Genomic DNA, 24,621 nt, shown 5'->3' on the forward strand with positions numbered 1-24,621 from the left:
AGGTGCGGCGCGCGCCGCTGCCCGGGCCGCGATCGGCATCTCTCACGGCGGCGCGCGGCGCCCCGAACGACACCGGGACGCGCCTGCGCGGGCCATGACCGACGGCCTGCCGCGCACGGCGCACAGGCCGGGCTCGGCCCGGACGTGCCTGCTGCCCGTCATCGGTTCGCGGAGTTCCCGCGCGCGCTACGGCTCACGCCGCACGCCCGGCCCTCCTTCCAGGAGGCGTGCGGTCTCGCGCACGCCTCCGTCCGGTTCTATCGCGGACGATCCGTCGGGCTCGCCGGTCGGCTCGCGAGGAAGAGGATGTCGTCCTCCTCCGGCGTCTGCGTGACCAGGCTGCCCTTCGCCTCGTCGAACAGCCACGTCCGGTAGCGGGGCTGCGCGGCGGCGGCCTGCGCCGGGGTCGCGCGCAGGACGATGTCGCCGCCCGTGATCGAGCGGATCACCTCGTCGGCGAGGACGGGCCGGTGCGTGACCGCCTGGATCAGGGACGGGCGGCCCGCCCGCGCCTGGGCCGTCAGCGTGTCGGCGGTCGCCGCGCCGAGGGCCGGCAGGGTCACGCCCGCATCGAAGGTCCAGTACACAATCCGCTTGTGCACGCCGGCATAGATGGCGCCGTTGCCGCCCGTGACCTCGTCGCCGCCCGAATTCGGGAGGCCCGGGAGGGTGGGCAGACCCCAGCCCGGCGCGGCGGCCGGCCAGCCGAACCGGCCGGCGAAGGCCGCGGGCCAGGACGACGCGCCCCACGCCGTCGCTCCCCAGATCGACCAGCCGCCGTTCCAGTATGGCGACAGGGCGGGCGAGCCCGGCCAGAACGGGTAGGTGTACACGCCCCCGAGCGAAGCGGCGTTCCAAGCGTAGGCGGCTCGGGCATCCGGCGCCGCGTAGGCGTATCCCGGCACGAAGGAGCCGGCCCAGCCCCAGGGCAGAACGGTGCCGTTCGGCGCGAGGTAGTTCGCGCCGTAGGCGGCGAGCGCGGGGCCGCCCCAACGTCCGGCGAAGGGCACGCCGTAGCCGAAGTTGAGGCTGTAGCTCGGCGCGCCCGCGGTCGAGAGCGTGCCGACGCTGGCCGCATACTGGCCCGGGTTGAACACGCCCTGCGCCAAGCCGATGTCGCCGGGCAGGAGCGCCGTGAGCGCGTTCGGGCCGATCACCCGGCCCGCCGCGTCGAGGGCGGGCACCAGCGTGGCGGTGGAGGCGAAGATCCGGTTGTCCCCCTCGCCGCCCGCGATGACGTCGCGCCCGACCGTGCTCGTGCCGAGGTTCCAGCCGAATCCGGCTGCGGCGCTCCCGTTCGCCCAGTTCCAGGCCGCGCCTGTCCAGGCCGCCCCCGTCCAGGCGCCGAGGCCCGCCCCGTAGCCGTTCCAGCCGAAGGCGCCCGCGCCCCAGCCGTAACCGTTCCAGGCCTGGGCGCCGGCGTTCCAGCCGAAACCGTTCCAGCCCCAGCCGTAGGCGTTCGAGGCGCCGCCGTAGGCGCCGACACCCCAGCCGTAGGCGTTTCCGTCCCAGAGCGAGCCCGCGGCCCCCGCCATGATGCGGCCGGTCGCCTGGGCGCGGTCGAGGGCAAGCGAGGCCGGCGTCGCGGGGTCACCCGCGACGGGCACCTGGATCAGGGCCGTGTCGCCGACGAGGGTGTCGTTGCCGCCGCCGCCCGAGATCCGGTCGTTGCCGAGTTCGAGGCTCCAGTTCGGCGCGTTCGCGGCCACGATCCAGCCGAGGGCCGCGGTGAGCGGGTCCGTGCCGTGGTCGCGGTAGGCGTGGTCCGCGCGCCGCGCGTTCTGCTCCATCCACTGGCGACTCATCTCGGCCTCGACCGCGAAGGCGGAGCCCGACTGAGCCGGATCGTGGCTGGCGAGCATCCGGCCCGCGCCGGATTGCAGCAGGACGAGGTTGTCGCCCACCACCACGTCGCCGTCCGCGCCGCCGTCGATGACGTCGTTGCCGATCGCGATGCGGTGGGTCACCCGCATCCGGTCGGGCAGGTTGGCGGCGACGCTTCCGGCCGGCTGGCCGGCGAGGACCTCGAGGGTCGCCGCGGTCTGCGCCTCGGCGAAGCGGGCGGTGAGGGCGAGGTCGCCGATCACCCTCTGCATGTCGTCGAGGAACCCGTTGAGCGCGGTCGCGGCCGCCATCGAGAGGTCGCGCAGCGGCCCCGTCCCGCGCACGATCGTGCGCCCGGCATCGCCGACGATGAGGTCGCTGCCCGCCCCGCCCGTGATGGTGTCGTTGCCGTAGCGGAACTCGGCGGCCGAGGGCCGGCCGAGGGCGGCGTTCTGCATGTCGACGCCGCGGCTGAGGTCCTGGAAGACGTTCAGCAGGTCCTGCATCGCGCCCGAGACCGCATCGATCCGGCCGTTGAGGGTGGCGTAGGCCGTCACGTCGAGAGCGTAGGTCTCGCCGCTGTCGCCGTAGATCGCGTCGTTGCCGTCGCCGCCGTCGATCGTGTCGTTGCCCGCGAGCACGCCGCGCGCGTTGAGGAGGCTCGGCACGATCGAGGCGAACGCGGTCAGACTGGTGCCGTCCGCGCGCCGGATCGGGCCGGAGCCGGCGATGTCGGCCGCCGCGCCCGCGAGGGCGGGATAGACCTCGATGCGCGGCGCGCCCGCGGCGAGCATCGAGGGCAGGAGGTTGGCGGCCGGGACCACGACCTCTCCGCCCAGAGGCAGGACGAGGCCGGTGCCCGCCGCGGCCCCGATCAGCCGGACGGCGTTCACGATCGCCGGCTGGTCGGAGACCGTCTCGGCAAGGTTCGACGCGCGGTCGCCGAAGATCAGGTCGTCGCCCGTCCCGCCGCGCAGGGTGTCGTTGCCCCGCTGGCCGAACAGGATGTCGTTGCCCGCCCCGCCATCGATCACATCGTCGTCGGCTGCCGCCAGGGAGACGGCGAGCACGCCCGTGCTCCAGGCCCCGTTGTCCCCGTGCAGCACGCGCCCACCCGCGGCATCGTAGCCGGCGACCGCGAGCAGGAGATCCGCGGCCGTCAGGATGTCGGACAGGCCGGGCGTCTCGGCGCGAGCGCGCGAGTCGGTGGCGATGCTCGCCGTGACCGTGCCGATCTCCTCCAGCACCACGTCCCGGTGCCAGGTGCCGTCGCTATTGAGGACCGCCGATCCGTCCTGTGCGTAGGCGCGCACGATCCGGCCCTCGTCGCCGAGGAGGATGTCGAGCCCGGCGCCGCCGTCGATCGTGTCGCGACCGAGGCCGCCCACGATCTCGTCGGAACCGTCGCCGCCGAGGATCCGGTCGTCGCCGATCTGGCCGAACAGCCGGTCGTCGCCCGCGCCGCCGTCGATCAGGTCGTTGCCGCCGACGAAGTCGATCAGGTCGAAGCGCATCACGTCGCGCCGGACCGTGTCGGCGAAGGTGCCGGGGTTCATCTGCCAGGCCACGGCCTTCACGTCGTCGACGAGGACGTTGCGGGTGATGATGCCGTTGTCGCCGAGCACCACGTCGGCGCCCGCGCCGCCCTCGATCGTATCGCTGCCGTCCGCGCCGCCGAGCACGTTGTGGCCGCCGGTGATGTCGTCGTCGCCCGCGCCGCCGAGGAGGACGTCGTCGCCCTGCTGGCCGTACAGGAAGTCGTCGCCCGCGCCGCCCTCGATCCGGTCGTTGCCGCCGCCGTCCGTGGCCGCGGTGAAGATCGAGACGGCGCGCTGGTTCGCCGGCAGGGCCCGGTCGTACAGCATGTGGTCGCCGAAGAGCACGTCGTGCCCGCCGCCGCCGAGGATCACGTCGGCGCCGGTGCCGCCGGCCGCGTAGTCGTTGCCCTCGCCCGCATCGATCGCGTCGTTGCCGCCCAGGAGCGGGTCGGTCGTGCGGACGCGGCGCAGGACGGAGCGGGTATCCGCCACGTCGAGATCGGCGCGCCCGTTGTCGCCGAGGATCATGTCGGCCCCGGCCCCCGTGACGATGCGGTCCGCACCGACGCCGCCGAAGACGAGGTTGTCGCCGTCGCCGGCCGTGATCTCGTCGTCGCCGCCCGCGCTCGGATCGATCGTCTCGAGGACGACGAGGAGACCGCCGGTGAAGACCGCCCGGCCGTGGTCGCCGAGGATCGCGTCCGCGCCGCCGCCGGTGGTGATCCGGTCGCCGCCGAGGCCGCCCATGACGAGGTTGTCGCCCGCGCCCGCGCTGATCACGTCGCCGCCGCCCGAGGCCGCGTCGAGGGTGACGGCCGAGGCGATGACGCCGCCGGCGAACACGATCTCGCCGCTGTCGCCGAGGACGAGATCGTCCCCGGAGCCCGTCGTCACGAAATCCGCGCCCGCGCCGCCGAGGACGAGGTTGGCACCGTCGCCCGCCTCGATCCGGTCGTCGCCGCCGATCGCGGTGTCGGTCGAGAGCACCTGCGCGAGGCGGCCCTGCGCGTCGTAGCGGACGAGGCCGCTGTCGCCGAGCACCAAGTCGCGGCCGCCGCCGACCGTGATCGTGTCGGCGTCCGCTCCGCCGAGGACGACGTTGTCGCCCGCGCCACCCTGGATCGTGTCCTTGCCGCCGATGCCCGCGTCGAGGCTGCGCAGGAGGACGAGCCGGCCCTCCGTGAACGTCGCCTCGCCGCTGTCGCCGAGGATGAGATCGGCGCCGAGGCCGGTCGTGACCGTGTCGGAGGCGGCGCCGCCGAAGACGAGGTTGTCGCCGTCGCCAGCCTCAATGCGGTCGTCGCCGCCGATCGCCGATTCCGTCGTGGTGATCCGGCTGTAGCGACCCTGCGCGTCGAAGCGCAGCTCGCCGTTGTCGCCGAGCACCGCGTCGCGGCCCGCCCCCGTGACGATCGTGTCGGCATCCGCGCCGCCGAGCACCACGTTGTCGCCGGCGCCCGCCCGGATCTCGTCGGCCCCGCCGATCGCCGGAGAGGTCGTGCGGACGTAGACCGGGACCAGGGCCGACAGCGTCACCGCGCCGTTGTCGCCGAGCACGATGTCCGAGCCCGAGCCGGTCGTGATCTGGTCCGAGCCGAACCCGCCGAGGACCACGCTGCCGCCGTCGCCCACCACGATCACGTCGCGGCCGCCGACATCCGGCGCCGTCGCGGTGATCTCGGTGGCGCGCACCTCTCCGTCGAGATCGACCGTGCCGTTGTCGCCCAGCACCACCGAGCGGCCGTTGCCGAGCGTGATCGTGTCGGCGCCCGAGCCGCCCATGACGAGGCCGTTGCCGTCGCCGAGGGTGACCGTGTCGTTGCCCGCGACCTCGACGTCCGAGGTCTCGGCACGGACCGGGTTGCCGTTCGCGAACCGGACGAAGCCGGCATCGCCGAGCACCACGGAATCGCCTGTCAGGCCCTCGACCGTGTCGGAGCCGGCCCCGCCCATCACCAGCTTGCGGCCATGGCCGAGCTTGATCACGTCGGCGTCGCCGATGCGCGCGTCGAGGGTCTGGGCGAGGGTGATCACGCCCGCCGCGAAGTCGATCTGGCCATTGTCGCCGAGCACGATCTTGGCACCGTCGCCCGCCGTGACGCTGTCGGCGCCGAAGCCGGCCACCACCACGTCCGTGCCGTCGCCGGCCTTGATCGTGTCGTTGCCGCCGATCGACGTATCGGTCGACAGGACCTGCGCGATCCGGCCCGCCGCGTCGTAGCTGATCGTGCCGTGATCGCCGAGGATCACGTCCGAGCCGGCGCCCGTGGTCACCGTGTCGCCGGCCGCGCCCGCGATCACGACGTTGTCGCCGTCGCCGAGGTCGATCGTGTCGGCGTCGCCCGTCTCGACGTCCGTGGAGCGGACGAGGATGCGCTTGCCGTCCGCCTGGAACGTGGCGAGGCCGCTGTCGCCGAGCGCCACGTCGGCGCCCGAGCCCGCCCGGATCTCATCGCGGCCGGTGCCACCGATGATCGTGTTGTCGCCGTCGCCGGCGAGGATCGTGTCGTCGTCGCCGCGGGTCGGATAGAGGGAGGCGATCCGGGTCAGGCGGCCGCCGGTGAAGCCGGCCTCGCCGTGGTCGCCGAGGATCACGTCCGCGCCGGAGCCGGTGGTGATCGCGTCGCGGCCGGCACCGCCCAGCACGATGTTCGCCCCGTCGCCGGCCTTGATGACGTCGCCCGAGCCGATGCGCTCGTCGGTCGTGTAGACCTCGCGAACGAGGCCGGCCTCGAACCGGATGACGCCGTTGTCGCCGAGCACGATGTCGGCACCGGAGCCCGAGATCAGCGTGTCCGCGCCGACGCCGCCGATGATGATGTTGTCGCCGTTGCCTGCATCGATCCGGTCGTTGCCGCCGTCGTTCGGGTCGGTCGAGGCGAACTCGACGCGTAAGCCGGCCTCGAACAGCGCGTAGCCGTCGTCGCCGATCACCACGTCGGACCCGCCGAGCGCGGTCACGATGTCGGCGCCGGTGCCCGCGATGACGACGTTGTCGCCGCCGCCGACCTCGATCTCGTCGTCGCCGCCGAAGCCGGGGTCGAGGCTCTCGGCCCGCTTCACGCGGCCCTGCGCGTCGAACGTGACGTTACCGTCGTCGCCGAAGACGATGTCGGCATCCGCGTCGGTCCTGCCGGCATCGATCGTGTCGGAGCCGAGGCCGCCGAGAACCACGTCGGCGCCAGCCCCGGTGGCGATGCGGTCGCGCGCGCCGCCGTTGCGGTCGCTGGTGATGCGGGCCCGCACGCCGCGTTCGAACAGGGCGAGCCCGTTGTCGCCGAGCACCACGTCGGCGCCCGCGCCGGTGGTGATGGTGTCGCTGCCCGAGCCGCCGATGACGAGGTTGTCGCCGTCGCCCGCATCGATCGTGTCGTTGCCGCCGACCGCGGTGTCGGTCGAGGCGAACTCGACCCGCACGCCCGCGGAGAAGACCGCGTAGCCGGCATCGCCGATCACCACGTCGGATCCACCGAGCGCCGTCACGGTGTCGTCTCCGGTGCCCGCGATGACGACGTTGTCGCCGCCGCCGACCCGGATGATGTCGTCGCCGCCGAAGGTCGGATCGATGCTCTCGGCCCGCTTCACGCGGCCGATGGCGTCGAAGGTGACGTGGCCGTCGTCGCCGAAGACGATGTCGGCGTCGGTGTCGGTCGCGCCCGCGTCGATCGTGTCCGCGCCGAGGCCGCCGATCACGAGGTCGGCGCCGGCGCCGGTCTCGATCGTGTCGCCCGCGCCGCCGTTGCGGTCGCTGATCGCCTCGAGACGGATTCCGCCCGCGAAGGTCACCGCGCCGTTGTCGCCGAACACCACGTCGGCGCCCGCGCCCGAGACGATCCGGTCGGAGCCCGCGCCGCCGAGGACGATGTTGTTGCCGGCGCCCACCTCGATCTCGTCGTCGCCGCCGAGCGTCGGGTCGATCGTCTCGGCGAGGCTGACGCGGCCCTGCGCGTCGAAGGTGATGTGGGCGTCGTCGCCGAAGACGATGTCGTCGTCGGTGTCGTCCTTGCCCGCGTCGATCGTATCGGCGCCGAGGCCGCCGACGACGAGGTCGGCGCCGGAGCCCGTCACGATGGTGTCGCGCCCGCCCCCGCCGGCGCGCTCGCTCAGAGCCTCCGCGCGGATGCCGTTCACGAAGTCGACCGCTCCGTTGTCGCCGAACACGACGTCCGCGCCGGTGCCGGTGGTGATGCGGTCGCTGCCCGAGCCGCCGAGCACCACGTTGGCGCCGTCGCCCGCGCGGATCACGTCGTCGCCCGCCACGCCCTCGTTCTTGGTGGTGATGCGGGTGAGGATTCCGAGCGTGAAGCTCGCCTGACCGTCGTCGCCGACGATCACGTCCGCGCCCGAGCCCGTGGTGATGTCGTCGCCGCCGACGCCGCCCATCACGACGTTGGCTCCCTCGCCCGCGTCGATCAGGTCGGCGAGGCCGAGGCTCGAATCGAGCGTCTCGATGAAGGTGAGGATGCCGTTGAGGAACACGGCGTTGCCGTTGTCGCCGACGATCACGTCCGCGCCCGAGCCCGTGCGGATCTCGTCGGCTCCCACGCCGCCGATCACGACGCTGCCGCCGCTGCCCAGCGTGATCAGGTCGCGCCCGCCCGCATTCGGGGCGGTGGTCACCGCCTGCGTGACGCGGCCGGCCGCGTCGAAATCGGCCCGGCCGTTGTCGCCGAGCACCACGCTGCGGCCCGTCCCGGCCTGGATCGTGTCATTGCCCGAGCCGCCGAGCACCACGCTGTCGCCGTTGCCGAGCGTGATCGTGTCGTCGCCCGCGACGTTGTCGTAGGTCGTCTCGACGAGGATCGGCAGGCCGGCCGGCGTCAGCTTGGCGTGGCCGGCATCGCCGATCACCACGTTCGCGCCGTCGCCCGCCGTGATCGCGTCGCCGCCGGCGCCGCCGACGACCACGTTGCGGCCGCGGCCGAGCTTGATCGTGTCCTTGTCGCCGACCTCCGGGCTGATGCTCGCGATCTCGACGATGATGCCCGCCTCGAAATCGGCCTGGCCCGAATCGCCCATCACGACGTTGGTGCCGTTGCCGATGGTGATCGTGTCGAAGCCGGTGCCGCCGAGGACGACGTTGTCGCCGTTGCCGATGGTGATGGTGTCGTCGCCGCCGATCGTGGTGTCGGTCGAGATCGCGCGCAGGATCTTGCCCGCGGCGTCGAAGGTGACGGTGCCGTTGTCGCCGAGCACCACGGCGCCCTGGTCGGCCCCCGTAATGGTGTCGCCGGCGGCCCCCCGAGCACGACGTTCGTGCCCGAGCCGAAGCTGATCTGATCGGCCCCGCCGATGCTCGGCGCAGTCGTGGCGATGCGCGCAAGCAGGCTCGTCGTGGTGGCGCCCACGACCGTGACGGTGAAGTCGGCCTCGCCCGAATCGCCGAGGATGACGTGGTTGCCCGCCCCCGTCGTGATCCTGTCGGCGCCTGCGCCGCCGATGATGGTGTCGTCGCCGTCCTTGCCCTCGATGACGTCGTCGCCGCCGATCTCCGGGGTGATCGACTCGACCCGCTGGGCGCGGCCGTTGCGGAAGGTGGCCCGGCCGGAATCGCCCAGGATGACGTGGTTGCCCGCGCCCACCGTGATGGAATCGCTGCCGGCGCCGCCCAGGATGGTGACGTCGCCGTCCTTGGCCGTGATCGTGTCGTTGCCGCCGATGTCGGTGGCGACCGAGACGATGCTGGCGATGATCCCGGCCGTGAATTCGGCCTTGCCGGAATCGCCGAGCACCACCTGCGTGCCCTTGCCCAGGGTGATCGTGTCACCGCCCGCGCCGCCGATGGCGGTGACGTTGCCGTCCGCCGCGATGATCGTGTCGGACCCGCCGATGCCGGGGTCGATGCTCTCGATCGTCGCGAGCACGCCCGCCGCGAAGAGCGCCTGGCCGGAATCGCCCAGGATGACGTGGTTGCCCGCGCCCACCGTGATCGTGTCGGCTCCCGCGCCGCCGATGATCGTGGTGTCGCCGTCCTTCGCCTCGATCGTGTCGTTGCCGCCGATGTTCGTCGCGACGGACGTGATGCTGTCGATCACGCCGTTCGTGAAGGCGGCCGAGCCGGAATCGCCGAGCACGACCTGACGGCCCTTGCCGAGCTTGATCGTGTCGCCACCCGCGCCGCCGATGGCGGTGACGTTGCCGTCCGCCGCGGTGATCGTGTCGGACCCGCCGATGCCGGGGTCGATGCTCTCGATCGTCGCGAGCTTGCCCGCGGCGAACACGGCCTTGCCGTTGTCGCCCAGGATGACGTGGTTGCCCGCACCCACCGTGATCGTGTCGGCGCCGAAACCGCCGATGATCGTGGTGTCGCCGTCCTTGGCTTCGATGACGTCGTCGCCGCCGATATTCGTCGCGATCGAGGTCACGGTCGCGATCTGGCCGTTCGCGAAGGTGGCCGAGCCGGAATCGCCGAGCACCACCTGCGTGCCCGCTCCGAGGGTGATCGTGTCGGCGCCGGCGCCGCCGATCACCGTGACGTTGCCGTCCTTCACCGTGATCGTGTCGTCGCCGCCGATCGCCGCCTCGTCGTCCGCCGTCTTGATGGCGGTCAGCACGGGCACGGCGACGGTGACGCCGCCGATCGTGCGCGTGCCGGGCACGAAGCTCGCCTCGCCCGTGTCGCCGAGGATCACCTGCGTGCCCGCGCCGACGCTGATGCCGTCCTTGCCCGCGCCGCCGATGACGGTGGTGCTGCCGTCGGCCGCCGTGATCGTGTCGTCGCCGCCGACGCTGCCCGCGATGCTCTTGAGGCTCGTCAGGACGCCGTTCGTGAACAGGGCCTCGCCGTTGTCGCCGAGGATGACGTGGTTGCCGGCGCCCGCCGTGATCCGGTCCGAGCCGAAGCCGCCGACGATGATGTTGTCGCCGTCGGTGGCCGAGATCACGTCGTTCCCGCCGACGCCGGTATAGGTCGAGACGACCCGGCTGACGACGTGACTGCCTTCGAGGGCGATCTGCGCGGTGGCCGAGCCGTCCTGATGGATCTGGCCGTGGTCGCCCAGGATGATGTTCGATCCGCCCTTGGCGTCGATCGTGTCGGTGCCGGCCGCCCGGGCCTCCGCGATGGCGGGGTCGGCGATCGTGACGATGCGCAGCACGTCGTCGAGGTTGAAGCTCGAATCGCCGACGATGATGTCGGCCGCGGGGCCGCCCGTGATCGTGTCGTTGCCGGTGCCGCCCGCGATGATGTTGCGGCCCTGTCCGCCGATCAGCGTGTCGTTGCCGGCGCCGCCGTCGATGATGACGAGGCCGGTCGCGCCCGAGGCGTCGATGCGGTCGTTCAGGTTCACCGGCTGGCCGTCCGGCCCGGTCGCCCCCTCGTCGAGGAAGCCGAAGGCGCGGCCGGTCGGGTTCGTCGGGCTCGAATTGTAGCGGCTGCGATCGGCCGTGGTGTCGCCGAACAGGGCGAGAATGCCCTGCGAGCCGGTCACCGTCATGGTGTCGGCCCCGCCGCCCCCGTGCATCGCCGTGATCGTGGCGACGGCCGTGCCGGTGACGGTCACGGTGTCGGCGCCGGCACCGAGGAGCAGCTCCACTGAGCGCATGCCACGGTAGGTGACGCCGCCCTCGAAGGTGCGGGCGGGGTTGCTGCCGCTCGCGGCCACGGTGATGTCACTCTGCGACATGCCGAAGCCGTCGATGTGGTCGGCGCTCACGGTGCCCGACACGCCGACGAGCGTCGTGTCGTTGTAGAGCGTCACCTTGTCGAAGTCCGGCAGGCCGTCGTCGACGATCTCGCGCTTGACGGCCGGGCTCAGCTCGCCGGGCAGCACGATCGCCGGGGTCAGCGAGCGGCTCTCGGGGCCGACGCCGCCCTCCAGCACCAGCGGACCCTCGATGCGGCTGAGGTCGTGCGGCTGGCGCGAGAAGGTCTTGACGTCCGAGGTCGTCTGCGAGGCGGAGGGGTTCCGCTTCACGGTGATGCGGATCGGCTGGTCGTAGTTCGTAGCGTCGAAGGTGACGGTGGCCGGGTTCGAGCCGTTCGCCGCCGTGAAGCGCGGATCGGCGCTCGACGTGAGGGTCTGGCCGTCGCCGACGAGGGTGACGGTGACGGGCTTCGTCGGCGCCGTCGTCAGGACCATGTCGTAGTGGGAATCCTGGCTCGGCGTCACGGCGACGCCGCCCGAGGCCGGCGTCACGAGGACGCCCGCGGTGTTCCCGTCCGTCACCTGCACGCGGACGATCGGCGTGCCGACGAGGGCAGCCTTGAAGACGCCCTCCGGCCCGTTGGCGCCGCCGACATGGCTCGTCACCACGTGGGTGATGTCGGCCACGAAGCGGTTCTCGGCCTTCGTGTCGGCGGGCGAGGAGACCAGCACGGTCTGCGCCTGGTTCCAGTTCGCCGCCGTGAAGGTGAGGTAGGCCCAGCCCTGCGCGTCCTTCGGCAGCGCGACGCCGTTGGCGTCCGCGAAGGCCAGCTCGGTGCTCGGCACGACGAGCGTGACGCGCACCTCCTCGCCGGCCTCGGGCTGGTTGTTGAGGGCGACGGTGTAGCTGTCCTTCTGCTGGGGCTTGTCGCCTTCGAGCACGGCGGTGCTGCCGTTGCTCTCGGTGATGATCAGGCCCGGCTTGTCGTCGTCGATCACCGTGACGAGGGCGTTGCGCAGGAAGGTGCCGTTGACCTCGGCGTTGGTGCTGACCACGGAGTGGCCGACCGCCACGCGCTGGTCGCCCTCGACCGCGGTGTCGGACTTGGCGCGCACGTAGACCGTCTGTTGCGGGCTCCACGCGTAGCCGCCGCTGCCATCCGCCACCGCGGTGAAGGTCAGCGTCAGCATGTCGGACCATGTGGTCCCGTCCGCCGAGACCTCGACGGTGCCGGCGTTGCCGGGCGTCCCGTCGATGCTCCTGAGCGCGCGTGCCTGCGCGGAGGCCTGCGCCGCCGAGACCGTGATCACGGCCCGGTCGCTGGAGCGCAGCGCCGTCGATTTCGGCGTGGGCGGCACGACCTGATAGGTGCCGACGCGGCTGCCGGGCGCGTTCGGCGCGGTGACCGCGCTGTCCTCGCGCAGCGTGAGGCCGGGCCCATCGCTGACGGCGCCCGAATCCGCGGCCGAGACGGACGCGTTGATGCCCTGCACGAACAGGCCGTCGAAGCGCGCGTCGTCGCTCTTCACCGTGTGGTTGATGACGGCCGAGTTGCCCTTGGCGTCGCGGGCGATCACCTCGCCGCTGACGTCGCCCGCCACGTTGAACGTGTCGCTGCCGAGGCCGCCGATGAGCGTGGTGACCACGCCCGCGGGCGTCGAGAGCACGTAGAAGGTGTCGTCGCCCTCCAGGCCGTCGACCTCGATCGCCTGGACGTTGGCGAAGCGGATCGCGAGGCCCGCCCCGTAGATGCCGTCGCTCGTGACCACGAAGGTGTCGGCGAACTCGGTGCCGAGTGCGACGATCTTGTTGAACCCGGCGCCGCCGTCGATGTCGAGTGGCGCGTTGATGTTGTACTCGATCTTGTCGTCGCCGGCGCCGGCGTTGAGCTTGATCTTGTTCTCGCGGGACAGCGCGAAGGCGCGCACGATGAAGGTGTCGTCGCCGTCCTCGCCCTCGAGGCGCAGGTCCGCCCTGTTCGAGTAGATCTGGAAGGTGTCGTTGCCGACGCCGCCGTAGATCACGGTCGGGATCGAGATGCCGCGCGACAGGTAGCCGCCGAAATCAAGCTTCGTCGTCTCGAAGGCGTCCTCGGCGAGGAGGCCGTTCGCCACGTCGCGCAGCGACCCGAAGACCTGGCCGACCTGGAAGAAGTCGTCGCCGGCCCCGCCGTCGATCGTCATCAGCGCGGCGTTGTCGTCCATCGTGAAGCGGTCGTTCCCGTCGCCGCCCTCGACGATGACGCGCCCGTTGACGCTCATGTCGTAGTTGATCCGCTCGACGGCGGTGTTCGTGTAGCTGCCGTCGGCTTCCGGATGGACCAGGGCCACGAAATTGCGGCGCATCAGGAACTGGTCGTTCCCGGCGGTGCCGAGGATCGTCAGCGTGTCGACGCCGCGGTCCGCGTCGCCCGAATCGTGGACGTTGATGCGGTAGCGGGAGGTGCCGCTCACCTGGACGCGGACCGTGTCGGTGTCCTGGCCGCCGTCGATGTCGAGGGTATCGGTGCGGGTGCCGGTCACGCTGGTGAGCGAGGGCAGCCGGTCGACGACGATCGTGTCGGCACCGTCCTCGCCGTAGATCGCGGTGTTCCCGGCGATCGAAACGAGCGCCATGTCGAGGCGGTCGTCGCCGGCGCCGAGACGGATCTCGGTCGTGGCCGACTGCATCCGGCCGCGCAGGGCGAAGCGGTCGCGCCCGCCGAGGCTCGTCAGCGCAAGGGTGGTCCCGGCGATGGTGGTGCCGAGGAGCGTCAGGACGTTCTCGCCCGCGCCGAGGTTCAGGCTGAGCGTGCCGCCGCTGAGGACCGCCGCCTTCAGAACGGCGCCGCCGCTCTCCACGGCGTCGGTCACGATGTCGTCGCCCGTGCCCGTGGCGAGGCTGAACGCGCCGCTCGCGGCGTGGCTGCCGGCGAGCGTGACGCGGTTCGCGCCGTTCCCGAGATCGATCGCGATCGAGCCGGCCGCGACGTCGGCGGAATCCGCGACTGTGGCGCCCACGATGCGGGCGTCGGTGAGCACGTCGGCGCCGGCGCCCGCGGTGAGCGTGTAGGCGTCGGTGACGCGGTACCGGCCGACGAGCGTCGCCCGGTTGGCGCCCTCGCCGAGCCCGACCGTCAGGGACTTCGCCGCGATGTCGGCGCGCTCGGACGCACCTCCGTTGACGCGCACGTCTGTCAGCGCGTCGTCGCCCGCCGTGCCGGTGATCGTGAACGCATCCGTGATCCGGTAGGTGCCGGTCAGCGTCAGGTCGTTGTTGCCGGCGCCGGCCGTGATCTCCATCGAGCCGGCCTTGTAGCTGCCCTGCAGGTCGATCACGTCGCGGCTCGCGCCCGAGCGGATCGCGAGGAGGCCCGTCACGTCGTAGCTGCCGGACAGGGTGATGGTGTTCGCGCCCTCGCCCGCATCGAGGGTGAACGAGCCGGCCTTGATCCCGCCCGCGAGGGTGATCGCGTCGTTGCCGCTGCCCGTCCTGAGGCTCATCGCCCGCGAGACGTCGTAGCTGCCGGACAGGGTCGGAGAATTCACCCCGTCGCCGAGGTCGATCGTCAGATCCTTCGCCGTCACGGTGGCGCGGGTGGTGACGCCCGCGACGGTCCGGGAATCGGTCAGCACGTCCGCGCCCGAGCCGGCACTGATCGTGAAGGCGTTCGTGATCCGGTAGAGGCCGGTCAGCGTCAGGCCGTTGCCGCCCTCGCCCGCCGCGATCTCCATCGCGCCGGCATCGTAGCTGCCCTGCAGATCGACCGTGTCGTCGCCCGCGCCCGTGCGGAGCGCGAGGAGGCCCGTGACGCCGTAGGTGCCGGACAGGGTCGCGGTGTTCGCCCCGTCGCCGAGGGCGATCGTCAGGTCCCTCGCCGTCACGTCGGCCCGCTGGGGGCCTCTCGCGTCGGTCAGCACGTCGATGCCGGATCCGCCCGTGATCGTGAAGGCGTTCGTGATCCGGTAGGTGCCGGTCAGCGTCAGGTCGTTGCGGCCGGCACCGGCGCCGGCCGTGATCTCCATCGAGCCGGCCTTGTAGCTGCCCTGCAGGTCGAACGTGTCCTTGTCCCCGCCGGTGCGGAGCGCGATGGCGCCGCCCGCATCGTAGGTGCCGCCGAGGCTCAGCACGTTCTCGCCCGCGCCCGCGTCGAGGGTGAGGCTGTCGAGCGTGTAGCTGCCGGCCAGCGTCGCGGCATCCTTGCCGGCGCCCGCGCCGAGGCTCATCGCCCCGGTGCTGTAGGTGCCCGCGAGGGTCACGGTGTTGTCGCCGCCCTTGGCGTCGAGCGTGAGCGTGCCGCTGCGGGTGAGCGTGCCCTCGGTGGTGCCGGCCGCCGTGCCGTCGCTGGTGATGGTGCGCGTGCCGGTTTGGAAGGTGCCGTCGAGGCGGAGCGTGTCGCCGCTGGCGCCGCCCTCGACCGAGATCGAGGCGCCGACGAAGGTGCCCTTCAGGTCGATCGTCGCGCCCGTGTTGTCGGGCGTGCCGCTGGCGCTGTAATCGGCGCGCAGGATGATGGCGCCCGCCGCCTTGACGACCGCGCCCGCCTCGACGGTGAGGTTGTCGCCCGCGTTGAGGGTGACGGTGCCGCCCGTCGAGAAGATCGTGACGCCGGACTTCACGGTCAGGTCGTCGCCCGTCGCGTTGGTCTCGCCCGCCTGCTCGAGGATGTCGCCGCCCGAGATGATGTCCTTGTCGATGGTGAGCGGGCTCGAGGTGCGCAGGCCGATCTTGCCGGCCGCCTGGAGGCCGGTGGCGGCGTTGGTGACGCCGCCGACGCGCAGGCCGCCGATGTTCCAGAGCCAGATGTCGCCCGAGATGGCGCGCCCTTCGAGGCCGCCATAGGCGTCGCCGCTGAGGCTGCGCATGTTGGCCACGATGCGCTTCGTCGCGCTGCCGATGCTGCCCGAGGAGACGAGGAAGGCCTTGCCGGAACTCAGGTTCGAGGTGCCGCCCGTGGTCTCGTTGTAGTCGGTCGAGCCGTTGAGGATGTCGCCGGCGCGCGTCTCGATGAAGGCGGTGCGGTCCCTAGCCGTGCCGACCGTGGCGAGGTAGAGGGCGCCCGTGGTCTCCAGAGCGTAGATGTTGCCGAGGCCGGCATTCAGGGTGACGGTGCCGGTCGTGGTGGCGTCGGCGTTGCTGTTGAACTCGAAGGTGTCGTCGGCGGTGCCGATCCCGTCGCCGGCGAGCAGCGTCACGGAGCGGGCGCTGACATTGGCGTTGGGGTTGCCGCGGGCGGCCGCCGCGGCGTCGATGCCGGAATCGATGTCGCGCGGGTTCGTCAGATCGCCCGCGTCGAGGATCGAGGCGTTGGCGCGCAGCACCACGTCGCCCTGCGTCGTGATGGCGAGCACTTTCAGGCTGGTGCCGGTCTCGGTCAGCACGACGTCGCCGGTGGCGCTCGCGCGAATGTTCCCGGTGAGCTTCACCTCGATCGCGTCGGTCTTCGTGCCGATCGCCCCCGTCGCCCGCAAGGTGACGTCCCGAGCCACGATCTTGTTGGTGTCGGTGCCGACGCCGTCGCGGATGCTGCCCGAGGTCGCGACCAGCGTGACGTTGCCGCTCTGCGAGAAGGCGGATTCGAGGTTGAGGTCGCCGCTGCGCTCCGTGACGAAGACGTCCTGGGACGTGCGGACGGTCAGTGCGCCCGCGCCCTGCAGGTCGATGCCGATCGCCTTCTGCGCGGTGCCGACGGCGCCGTCGCCGCCCTCCAGCACGATGTCGCCGCCCTTGATGTTGGTCGCGCTCGCCGTGCCGCCGTTGACGAGGCCGCCCGCCGACTTGAGGCGGATCTCCTTGCCGGCCGTCGACTCGACCTTGCCGATGGTCACCGCGCCCGGGGCGGTGACGAAGATCTGGCCGCCCGCCGTGACGTTCAGGTCGCCGGTGCTCTGCAGCACCACGGCCTTCCGCTTCTGGATGAGCAGGGTGGTGATCTTCGAGAACGGGTTGTTCGGGTCGGTCGCCGACTGGAACAGGACGATGCTGCGCTGGCTCTCGGTGCTGAGCACCGGCCCGTCGAACACGAGGGTCGAGGCGCTCGCGCTGCGGATCGTGTAGCCGCTGGTCGCACTGGTGGCGTTGAGGGTCTGCACCCCGAACGTACCCGCGACCCCGATCTTCATGCCGTCCGTGAAGCCGTCCTGCAGGAAGCTGCCGGCGGCCCGCGTGATCACCGAGACGCCGCTGGCGGTGGTCGAGCGCACGCCGACATTCACGGCCTTGGCCGTCTCGTCCACGAAGAGCTGCCCCACCGCGAGCCGAATGACCGAGCCGCTCACCGAGGCGATGCGGTAGACGCTGGTCGCGGCCGCGCTGGTATTGGCCGTGTCGCCCGCGATGTAGAGCGTGTCGCCAACCGCGTAGGCGGCGCCCCAGGCCTGCCCGTCGGTCCGGGTCAGCACGCCCTGGTTGGCGCCCGTGTCGTTCGAGAAGGTGACGGTGAGGGCGGTCGGCGCCGCCTTCAGGCGGTCGAAGGCCACGTCGGCCGTCGCGCGGGGCGCCTCGCCGCTCACCGCGACGCTGACGCCGAAGCTGAGGCCGCGGCCGGCGCCCGCCGTGAAGGCGTTGTCGACGGTGAGCACGCCGCCGGACAGGCCGGTGATCTTGAAGACGGTCGTCGACTCGGCGGAGGCGTTCGCGGTCAGGCCCGCGATGTAGAGCGTGCCGCCCGAGGCGAAGATGCCCGCGTCCCAGGCTTTGCCGTCCGTGCGGGTGACGGTGTTGCCCGAGAAGACCACGTCGGCGGTCACCGGCTTGGCCGTCAGGAAGACGATGTCGCTGCGCTCGGCGGCGGCGAGGTCGATCTGCTGGTCGCGCGTCAGGGCTGCCTTCAGGCTGAGGTCGACCAGCGTCGCGTCGCTGATCGAGCCGACGTTGCCGCCGGTCTCGATCGTGACGGTGCGGCCCTTGATGATCGGGTCCTGGATGTCGACGACCGTGCTGGTGGTCTCCTTCAGGAGGCCCTGGCCGACGGCGTTCAGGAGCTCGGCCTGCGTCCAGCGCTTGATGCCGCCGTTGATCGCGTCGGCCGTCGCCTGATCGATGAAGAAGTGCGGGTTGGTCTGCTGGCTCGCCGTCAGCACCTTGCCGGTGCCGGCCGCCGGCAGCGCGTTGAAGAAGGCGTTGAGGGCGGCGTACTGCGCGGTGAGCTCGGCGGAGCGGGCCGCGACCTTCGCGTTGACCGCCGCGGTGATCGCCGTCGAGGTGGCGTTCTCGGTCTGGGCCTCGATCCGGGCCTTGGCCACGGCGTCGGTGAGGGCCTGGCCCGCGAGCCGCGGGCTGAAGCTGGCGTTGAAGACCGACGGGTCGGCCTGCTGGTTCCGGTAGCTCCAGTAGGTCTCGTAATCCGCCTTGTCCCCATCCGCGACGAGGCTCGCGTCGGCAACGCTGCCGAAGCGGGCATGGAGGCTCGCGTAGGCGGTCTTCAGCGCCGCCTCGGCCGCGGCGACCTTGACGGAGGTGGCGGAGCGCAGGGCGGCCTCGCCGAGCGATTGCGAGAGGGCGTCCTTGGTGAGCTGTCCCCGGAGCGCGGTCAGCTCGGTGCCGGTGATGCGCACCGTGCCGCCGGCATCCGCGGCCGCCCGGTAGGCGCTGAAGAGCGCGAAGGCGGCCGGAAGCTTCTCGACGTAGTGGTCGCCGAAGCCGGAGAAGACCGCCGAGAGGGCGCCGTACTCGGTCGTGAGGCCGTCGGCGACCGCCTTGACCCTTGTCTCGACGTAGGTGTCGAGGGCCGCGCCCGTCAGCGTCTTGCCGGTGTCGTCGGCGACGAACTGCGCCCGCAGGGCGGCGAGTTGCTGCCCGCTGAGGGTCGGCACGCCACCGAGGACGGAATCCCGCAATTCCCAGTAGCGCCCGTACTGGGCGCTGAAATCGGTGATCTTCGTGAGATCGAGGCCGGCAAACGTCAACTTCAGGTTGTTGTAATCGACGGTCCTGGACGCTTCGAGCCGCGCGACCTGGGCGTCGACATAGGCCGTGAGCGGGTCGTTGGCGATCGCGGTGGTGCGGGTCGCGGCCGCGACGACGTCGATCGTGGCTTGCGCCCGGAACTCGGCCAGCTCGGCGCCCGAGAGCTTGGCCTTGCCCTGCGCGATGCGGGTCGCGTTGGCGGTCGCGACCTGGGCATCGACGTGGGCGTTGATCGCATCGCCCGCGAGGGCGCCGATGCGCACCGCGGCCGTGATCGCGGCCACGTCCCCGGCCGACGCCTGCACCTGGTAGGCGCCGTCATAGGCACTGCCGCCCTGCTGGCTCCGGAAGGCCCAGTAGGTCGCGTAGGCCGCGTCGAGATCGGTGTAGTAGACGTCGCCGAGCGTGCCGTACTGGTTGTGCAACGTGTGGTACTGGAGGGTGCGCGTCACCTCGGTCGCCGCGACCGCGTTGCTGACGTACTGCGTCACCTCGGCGTTGCTGATCGTGCGGCCCGCCTTCGCGGCCTCGTCGCGCGCCTGCGCCTCGAACAGGGCCTTGAAGTAGGCGAGCTCGCCGCTGGCCTCGTTCAGCTTGATCTGGAAGCCGGAATCGTAGACGGCCGGGTTCGGCTGCTGGTTCCGGTAGGACCAGTAGGCGTTGTAGTCGCGCTCGCGGGTGCTCTCGTAGGCCTCGAGGGTCTCCTGGTACTTCCGGTCGGCATCGGCCCCGGTCAGGGCGAGGTCCTTCCAGACGCCGTTGATGAGTTCGTCCGCCTTGCGCTCGTCGCGCACGACCACGTTGTTGACGTTGAGCAGGCTGCCCCCGGTGACCGCGATGCGCACGTCGCCCGCGGCCCGCAGGCTGTTGAGGCGCAGGTCCCCGGTTCCCTGGCGGATCGACACGTCGCCCTGGTCGGCCTGGATGTCGACCCGGTCGCGCAGGGTCTGGCCGGCGGCGAGATTGAGCGCGGCCGCGCCCTTGCCGACGTCGCCGCCCTTGGCGACGAGGGTCAGGATGCCGCCCGTGATGGTGCCCGCCTTGCCGCCGGCCACCGTGATGCCGGCGTTCGAGACGAGGGTCACGTCGTTCCCGTTGCCCGCCGTCACCGAGGCGACGGCGAGGCCCGCGGAGCCGGTGCCCTTGATGTAGACGGAACCGCTCGTCGTGGTCGCGGTCAGCGAGGGCGAGGTCCCGTTCTGGTCGTTGAGGACGACGGTGAGCGCCTGAGCGCCGGCCCCGGGGGTCAGGACGAGGTTCTTGTTCGCGTCGAGCGCGACCTTCGCGGTCCCGGTGCCGATGCTGCCGGCCGCGGTGAGAACCACGTTCACGCCCTGCACGGAGGCGGTGTCGGCGATCTGCTCGATCGAGGTGTTCGACAGGATCGTCGTGGTGCCGGAGGTGTTGACGATCCCGCCCTTGATGAGGACGCGGCCGGCCCCGGTCGAGTTGATCAGGATGTTTCCGGTATCCGCGCCGAAGAAGCTGACGTTGATGGTCCGGTCGGCGCGGATGTTGGCCGAGGCGGTCCGCTCCTGCGGCTGCTCGCGCAGCCACTCCTGGTAGTAGGTCTTCTTGCCGTACCAGGTGCTGGTGCTCCAGCTCTCGCCCTTCCTCGGCTCGGAAAACGGGCCCTGGTCGACGACCTTCACGCCGGAGAAGACGTAGTCCTTGCCCTGGGCGCTGTTGCTGACGTCGAGGTAGTAATAGGTGCCCTCCGCCAGCATCCGCGGCTCGCCGATGGAGATCGTCTGGAAGCCCGTGATGGTCGCCGGGTCCTTCGCCAGGGCGTCGATGCCGGCCCAGGACGAGGTGCCGGTGACCGTGCGCTGGATCTCCCGCTCCGTCTGCCCGACCGCGTAGGCGTAGCGCCACTTCGCCATCGGGTCGTAGGTGCTGGAGCGGCCGGTCGCCGCGCTGGTCGGGCTGACGACCACGGGCGCCCGGTTCACGTCGTTGTAGATCGTGTAGCTCGTCGTCTCGACGGTATCCTGGTTCTGGGCGTTCTTGCTCGCCTGGTAGATCGTCTTCCGGTAGCGGATCCCCGCCGCATCCGAGGCATAGGAGAGGTCGTTGATCTCGACCTTGCCGGCGCCGCGGCTGCTGTTGTCCAGGCGGTTGAGGACGATGTCGAACCGCGAGCCGTTGTTGATCGTGATGTTCGAGTAGCCCGACAGCGCCTTCAGCTCGCCGGTGCCGATGCCGGTGTTGAGGATCGTGCCGGTGACCGAGATGAAGCCGCCGTTGGCGTAGAGTTCCTGCACGACGAGGCGCTGGTTGGCCACGTCGAGGAGCGTCGTGAAGCCGTCCTTCGTCAGGGCGTCGATCTGCATGAACGCGGCGGTCGGCCGGGCGAGCTTGCGCTCGATCTCGGCGATCGCCGTCGCGTCGACGTTCAGCGTGTAGTCGGACCGGCCGCTCTGGATGAGGCCGTTGATGTTGACGTACTGCGCGCTGATCGTGATCTGGTCGGCGTAGAGGCTCGGGGTCGACGACTTGTTGTCGAGGAGATCCGTGATCCTGGCCGGATCGGACGCCTGGAAGCCGTTGCCGACGAAGGCGCCCTTGACCTGCGAGTAGGGTGTGCCCGCCAGCTCGACGACCGACTTGTCCGAGATTCCGCCGGTGATCGAGGCGCTGCCGCCGCTCTGGACGTTGCTCCTGCGGACGATGATCCGCGCGTCCTGGAAGTAGTCGCCGCCGCTCTGGGTCTTCGGCGAGTATTCCGCGTTTGGCGCGATGATGTCGCCACTGATGATGATCGCGGGCGCGGGGATCGTGAAGTTGGTCTCCGCGACGAAGTAGGTGCCGCGGGTGTTGGTGATGTTGATGATGCTCGACGCCGCGTTGGCGAAGTCGCCGCCGGAATCGATGCGCGAGAAGCCCGGGGCGACCGGCGTGTTGCCGTCCTTCTGGGCGTTGGTCCGGGCGACCTCGGCGATGTCGGCGCGGTTCGCGGCGAGGGTGTTCTTCAGCGAGACGTTCTCGCCGTTCAGGAACAGGCCGCCGCTCGATTCCGGCATCCGGATGCCGCCGATCCGCAGGGTCGCGGTCGACTCGTTGACGATCTCGACCTTGGTCGAGGCCTTGGCCTCGAAGGAGCCCGCCCCGGTCAGCTCGTCGGCCTGGACCGCGATGCGGCCCGAGCCCGCCTGGAAGGCGCCGATCGTGATGATCTGAACCTGCTGCCGCGCGGCGCCGACGCCGGTGATGTTGCCCTGGGCGTCCCGGAAGATCTCGGCGAGCCCCTTGGCCTCGAGGACCCCGGCGATGCGGATCACCTCGTCGCGGTAGAATTTCTGCAGGCCCGCATCGTTCTTGTACTGGTTGGCCTTGGCCTGCGCGTCGGTCATCGCGTCGATCAGGGCGACCCGCTGCAATTCGAAGCCGAGCGAGATCGTGATCGGCAGCCGCGGCGCCGTGAGCGAGTTGGTGTTGCCGCCGGTTGGCTGCGCCAGGGTGAAGGTGTTCGGGCTGCCGCCCGTCTCGTCGAGCGTGCCGTCTGCCTTGATGGCCTTGCCGCCGACGTAGATCGTGCCCGTCAGCACCGTCGTGCCCGGGGTCTGCCCGGTGATGATCGTCTGCTTCTGGCCGTTCGGCAGCGTGATCTGGTAGCTGCCGGTGACCTGCCCGTCCGTCTTCGAGAGGTCGTGCAGGACGATCTTGAGGTCGCTGAGGATGCCGGTGCGGATCGTGCCGTCCATGACGACGCGGCCGATCGACTGGCTGTGAGCGTCGCCCGACTGGACCGCCTGGCCGCTGCCGCCGAGCAGATTGTCGACGGCGCCCGCCACCGCGGTCGTCCAGTTGGTGCCCTTGGCCTTGGAATCGGTGCCCGCGACGCCGGTCCAGTTGGTGTAGAGGTTCGCGTCGCCGCCGGTCTCGATCAGCGCGCTGGACCGCACCGTGACGGTGTTCGTCTGGCGCAGATCGATGTTGGAGGCGATCGACTGGATCGGGATGGCGCTGCCCGCGAAGGTGTCGGTGCGCGCGGAGAGGTCGTAAGAATCGTCGCGCGTGTCGGCCTGCACGCCCGCCACGAGATTCACGTCGCCGTAGGCGCGGATCAGCGTGCCGCCGCCCACCGTGACCGCGTTGTTGGGCTTCAGGTTGATGTCGGTGCCGCCGACCGCCACGGTCGCCGCGCCGTAGGTCTCGGAATTGACGACGATCGCGCCCCTTACCTTGGCGTTGGCCGTGGCGAGGAAGGTGCCGAGCGTCAGGAGCTCCGCGCTGTCGCCGATGGTGACTCGGGCGTCGAGCCCGTTCGTGCCGCGGCCGGCATTCCAGGCGCCGCTCAGCGTCGAGGTCGCGCCCGCGCCCGACAGGGCGCCGCCGGTCTTGAGCACCACCTTGTCGGAGACGTCGACCACGTTGAGGGCCGACAGGGTGATGCCGCCGTAGCCGTTGGCGTAGCCCGTCGTCTCGAGCTTGGTCCGGTCGGAGCCGTTGCTCGCGACGTTCACCGCCGTCGTGAGGTCGAGGATCGTGCTGCTGCTGGCGCCCGCGCCGCTGACGAGGCCGCCGGTGCTGCCCGAGATGTTGGCGTCCGCGAGCAGCGGCTTCAGCACCGCGTTCCGGGCATTCGCCGTGATGTCGTAGGCGAGCACCTTCGCGCCGGCCCCGAAATTGGCGGTCGCCGCGTGGGACACGGTGTTGGTGACGACCGCGCCGCTGCCCGCGAGCGCGCCGTAGCTGTTCGTGAGGACCTGACCGTTCGTCCGCGCCGTGTGGTCGGCTGAGAGGTAGAACAGGCCCGTGCCGGCGCGGCCCGTGACGAGATCGATGTTCGCCCGGGCGCCCACGGTCGCCGTGGTGCTGCCCTCCGTCCGGGTGTCGGCCAGAGCCGCCGCCCCCGAGATCAGGCCGCCCGAGCCGGCGGTGGCGACGGCGAGGTTGTCGTCGGTGCCGTTGGCGGAAACCGAGAGGGAGCCGGCGCTGATCGCGTTCGTGGTGGCGATCGTGGCGCTCGTGGTGGTCGCCGAGCGCGCGCGCGACACCGTGGCGCCCGCGGCCACGAGGCCGGCGGTGGCGCTGTTCGAATCCGCGCGCTGCTGCGTCGCGGCGGCCGCCGCGAGCGAGACCGCGCCCGCGATCCTCAGGATCGTCCCGGTGTCGAAGGTGGCCGCGACGGCGCTCTCGTTGGTCACGCCGGTGACCGTGGCGTTGATGCCGATGAGGCCGCCGACCGAGCCGTTCGCGTCGGCCTCCGCGGTCGGGTTCGCGCCCTTGGCGAGGCTGGCCAGGACCGAGACGGTGTTGGCCGTCACGCTGCTCGACCTGGTGTAGGCGCTGACCTGGGCGGCGACGTTCGCCAGGGCGGTCGACGCGCCGACGGCGGCCGTGCCGGCGTTGATGCCGGTGGCCTTGGCGTAGGCGGTGGGCGTGGCGGTCGCGCTGATCAGGAGATCGTCGGCGCTGAGCGTGCTGCCCACGAGCGTGGCGCTGACCACGGGGCGGACGCTGACATTGGCGACGGAGCCGCCCGCCGCGAGCGCGAAGATGCCGCCCGCCACGCTGATGCCGAGCACCTGCGAATCGACATTCGTGGTGTCGGTCGCGCGGATGGCGACGTCGCCGGATGCGGTGACGAGGCTGCTGGAGATGGTGGCGCTGGTGCTGCTCTGAACCGTGTCGCCGGTGCCGGCACCGCCGCCCGCGAAGCTGAAGCCGACGGGCGAGAAGTTCGCGGCCATCGCGGCGGTGCGCGCCCGGCTCGTCAGGCTCGCGGCCTCGGTCGCCGTGACGCTGACCGCGCCGCGGGCCGTGAGCCCGTCATTGGCGT

The 24,621-nt window shown here is 71.4% G+C and carries 2 protein-coding genes; both read right to left on the bottom strand.

Features of this window, described 5'->3' with window-relative positions; all coding sequences use genetic code 11:
- Positions 1-257 precede the first annotated feature (257 nt).
- Positions 258-8,381, bottom strand: a complete 8,124-nt coding sequence (locus tag DK389_RS34090; protein WP_236960944.1) for a beta strand repeat-containing protein — start codon at positions 8,379-8,381, stop codon at positions 258-260.
- Positions 8,381-24,532 (bottom strand): beta strand repeat-containing protein, encoded by a 16,152-nt coding sequence (locus DK389_RS34095; protein WP_236960757.1) that lies wholly within the window; start codon positions 24,530-24,532, stop codon positions 8,381-8,383. Before DK389_RS34095 ends, DK389_RS34090 begins: the two co-directional genes overlap by 1 nt.
- Positions 24,533-24,621 lie beyond the last annotated feature (89 nt).

It is taken from the genome of Methylobacterium durans (genome assembly GCF_003173715.1).
Taxonomy (GTDB): domain Bacteria; phylum Pseudomonadota; class Alphaproteobacteria; order Rhizobiales; family Beijerinckiaceae; genus Methylobacterium; species Methylobacterium durans.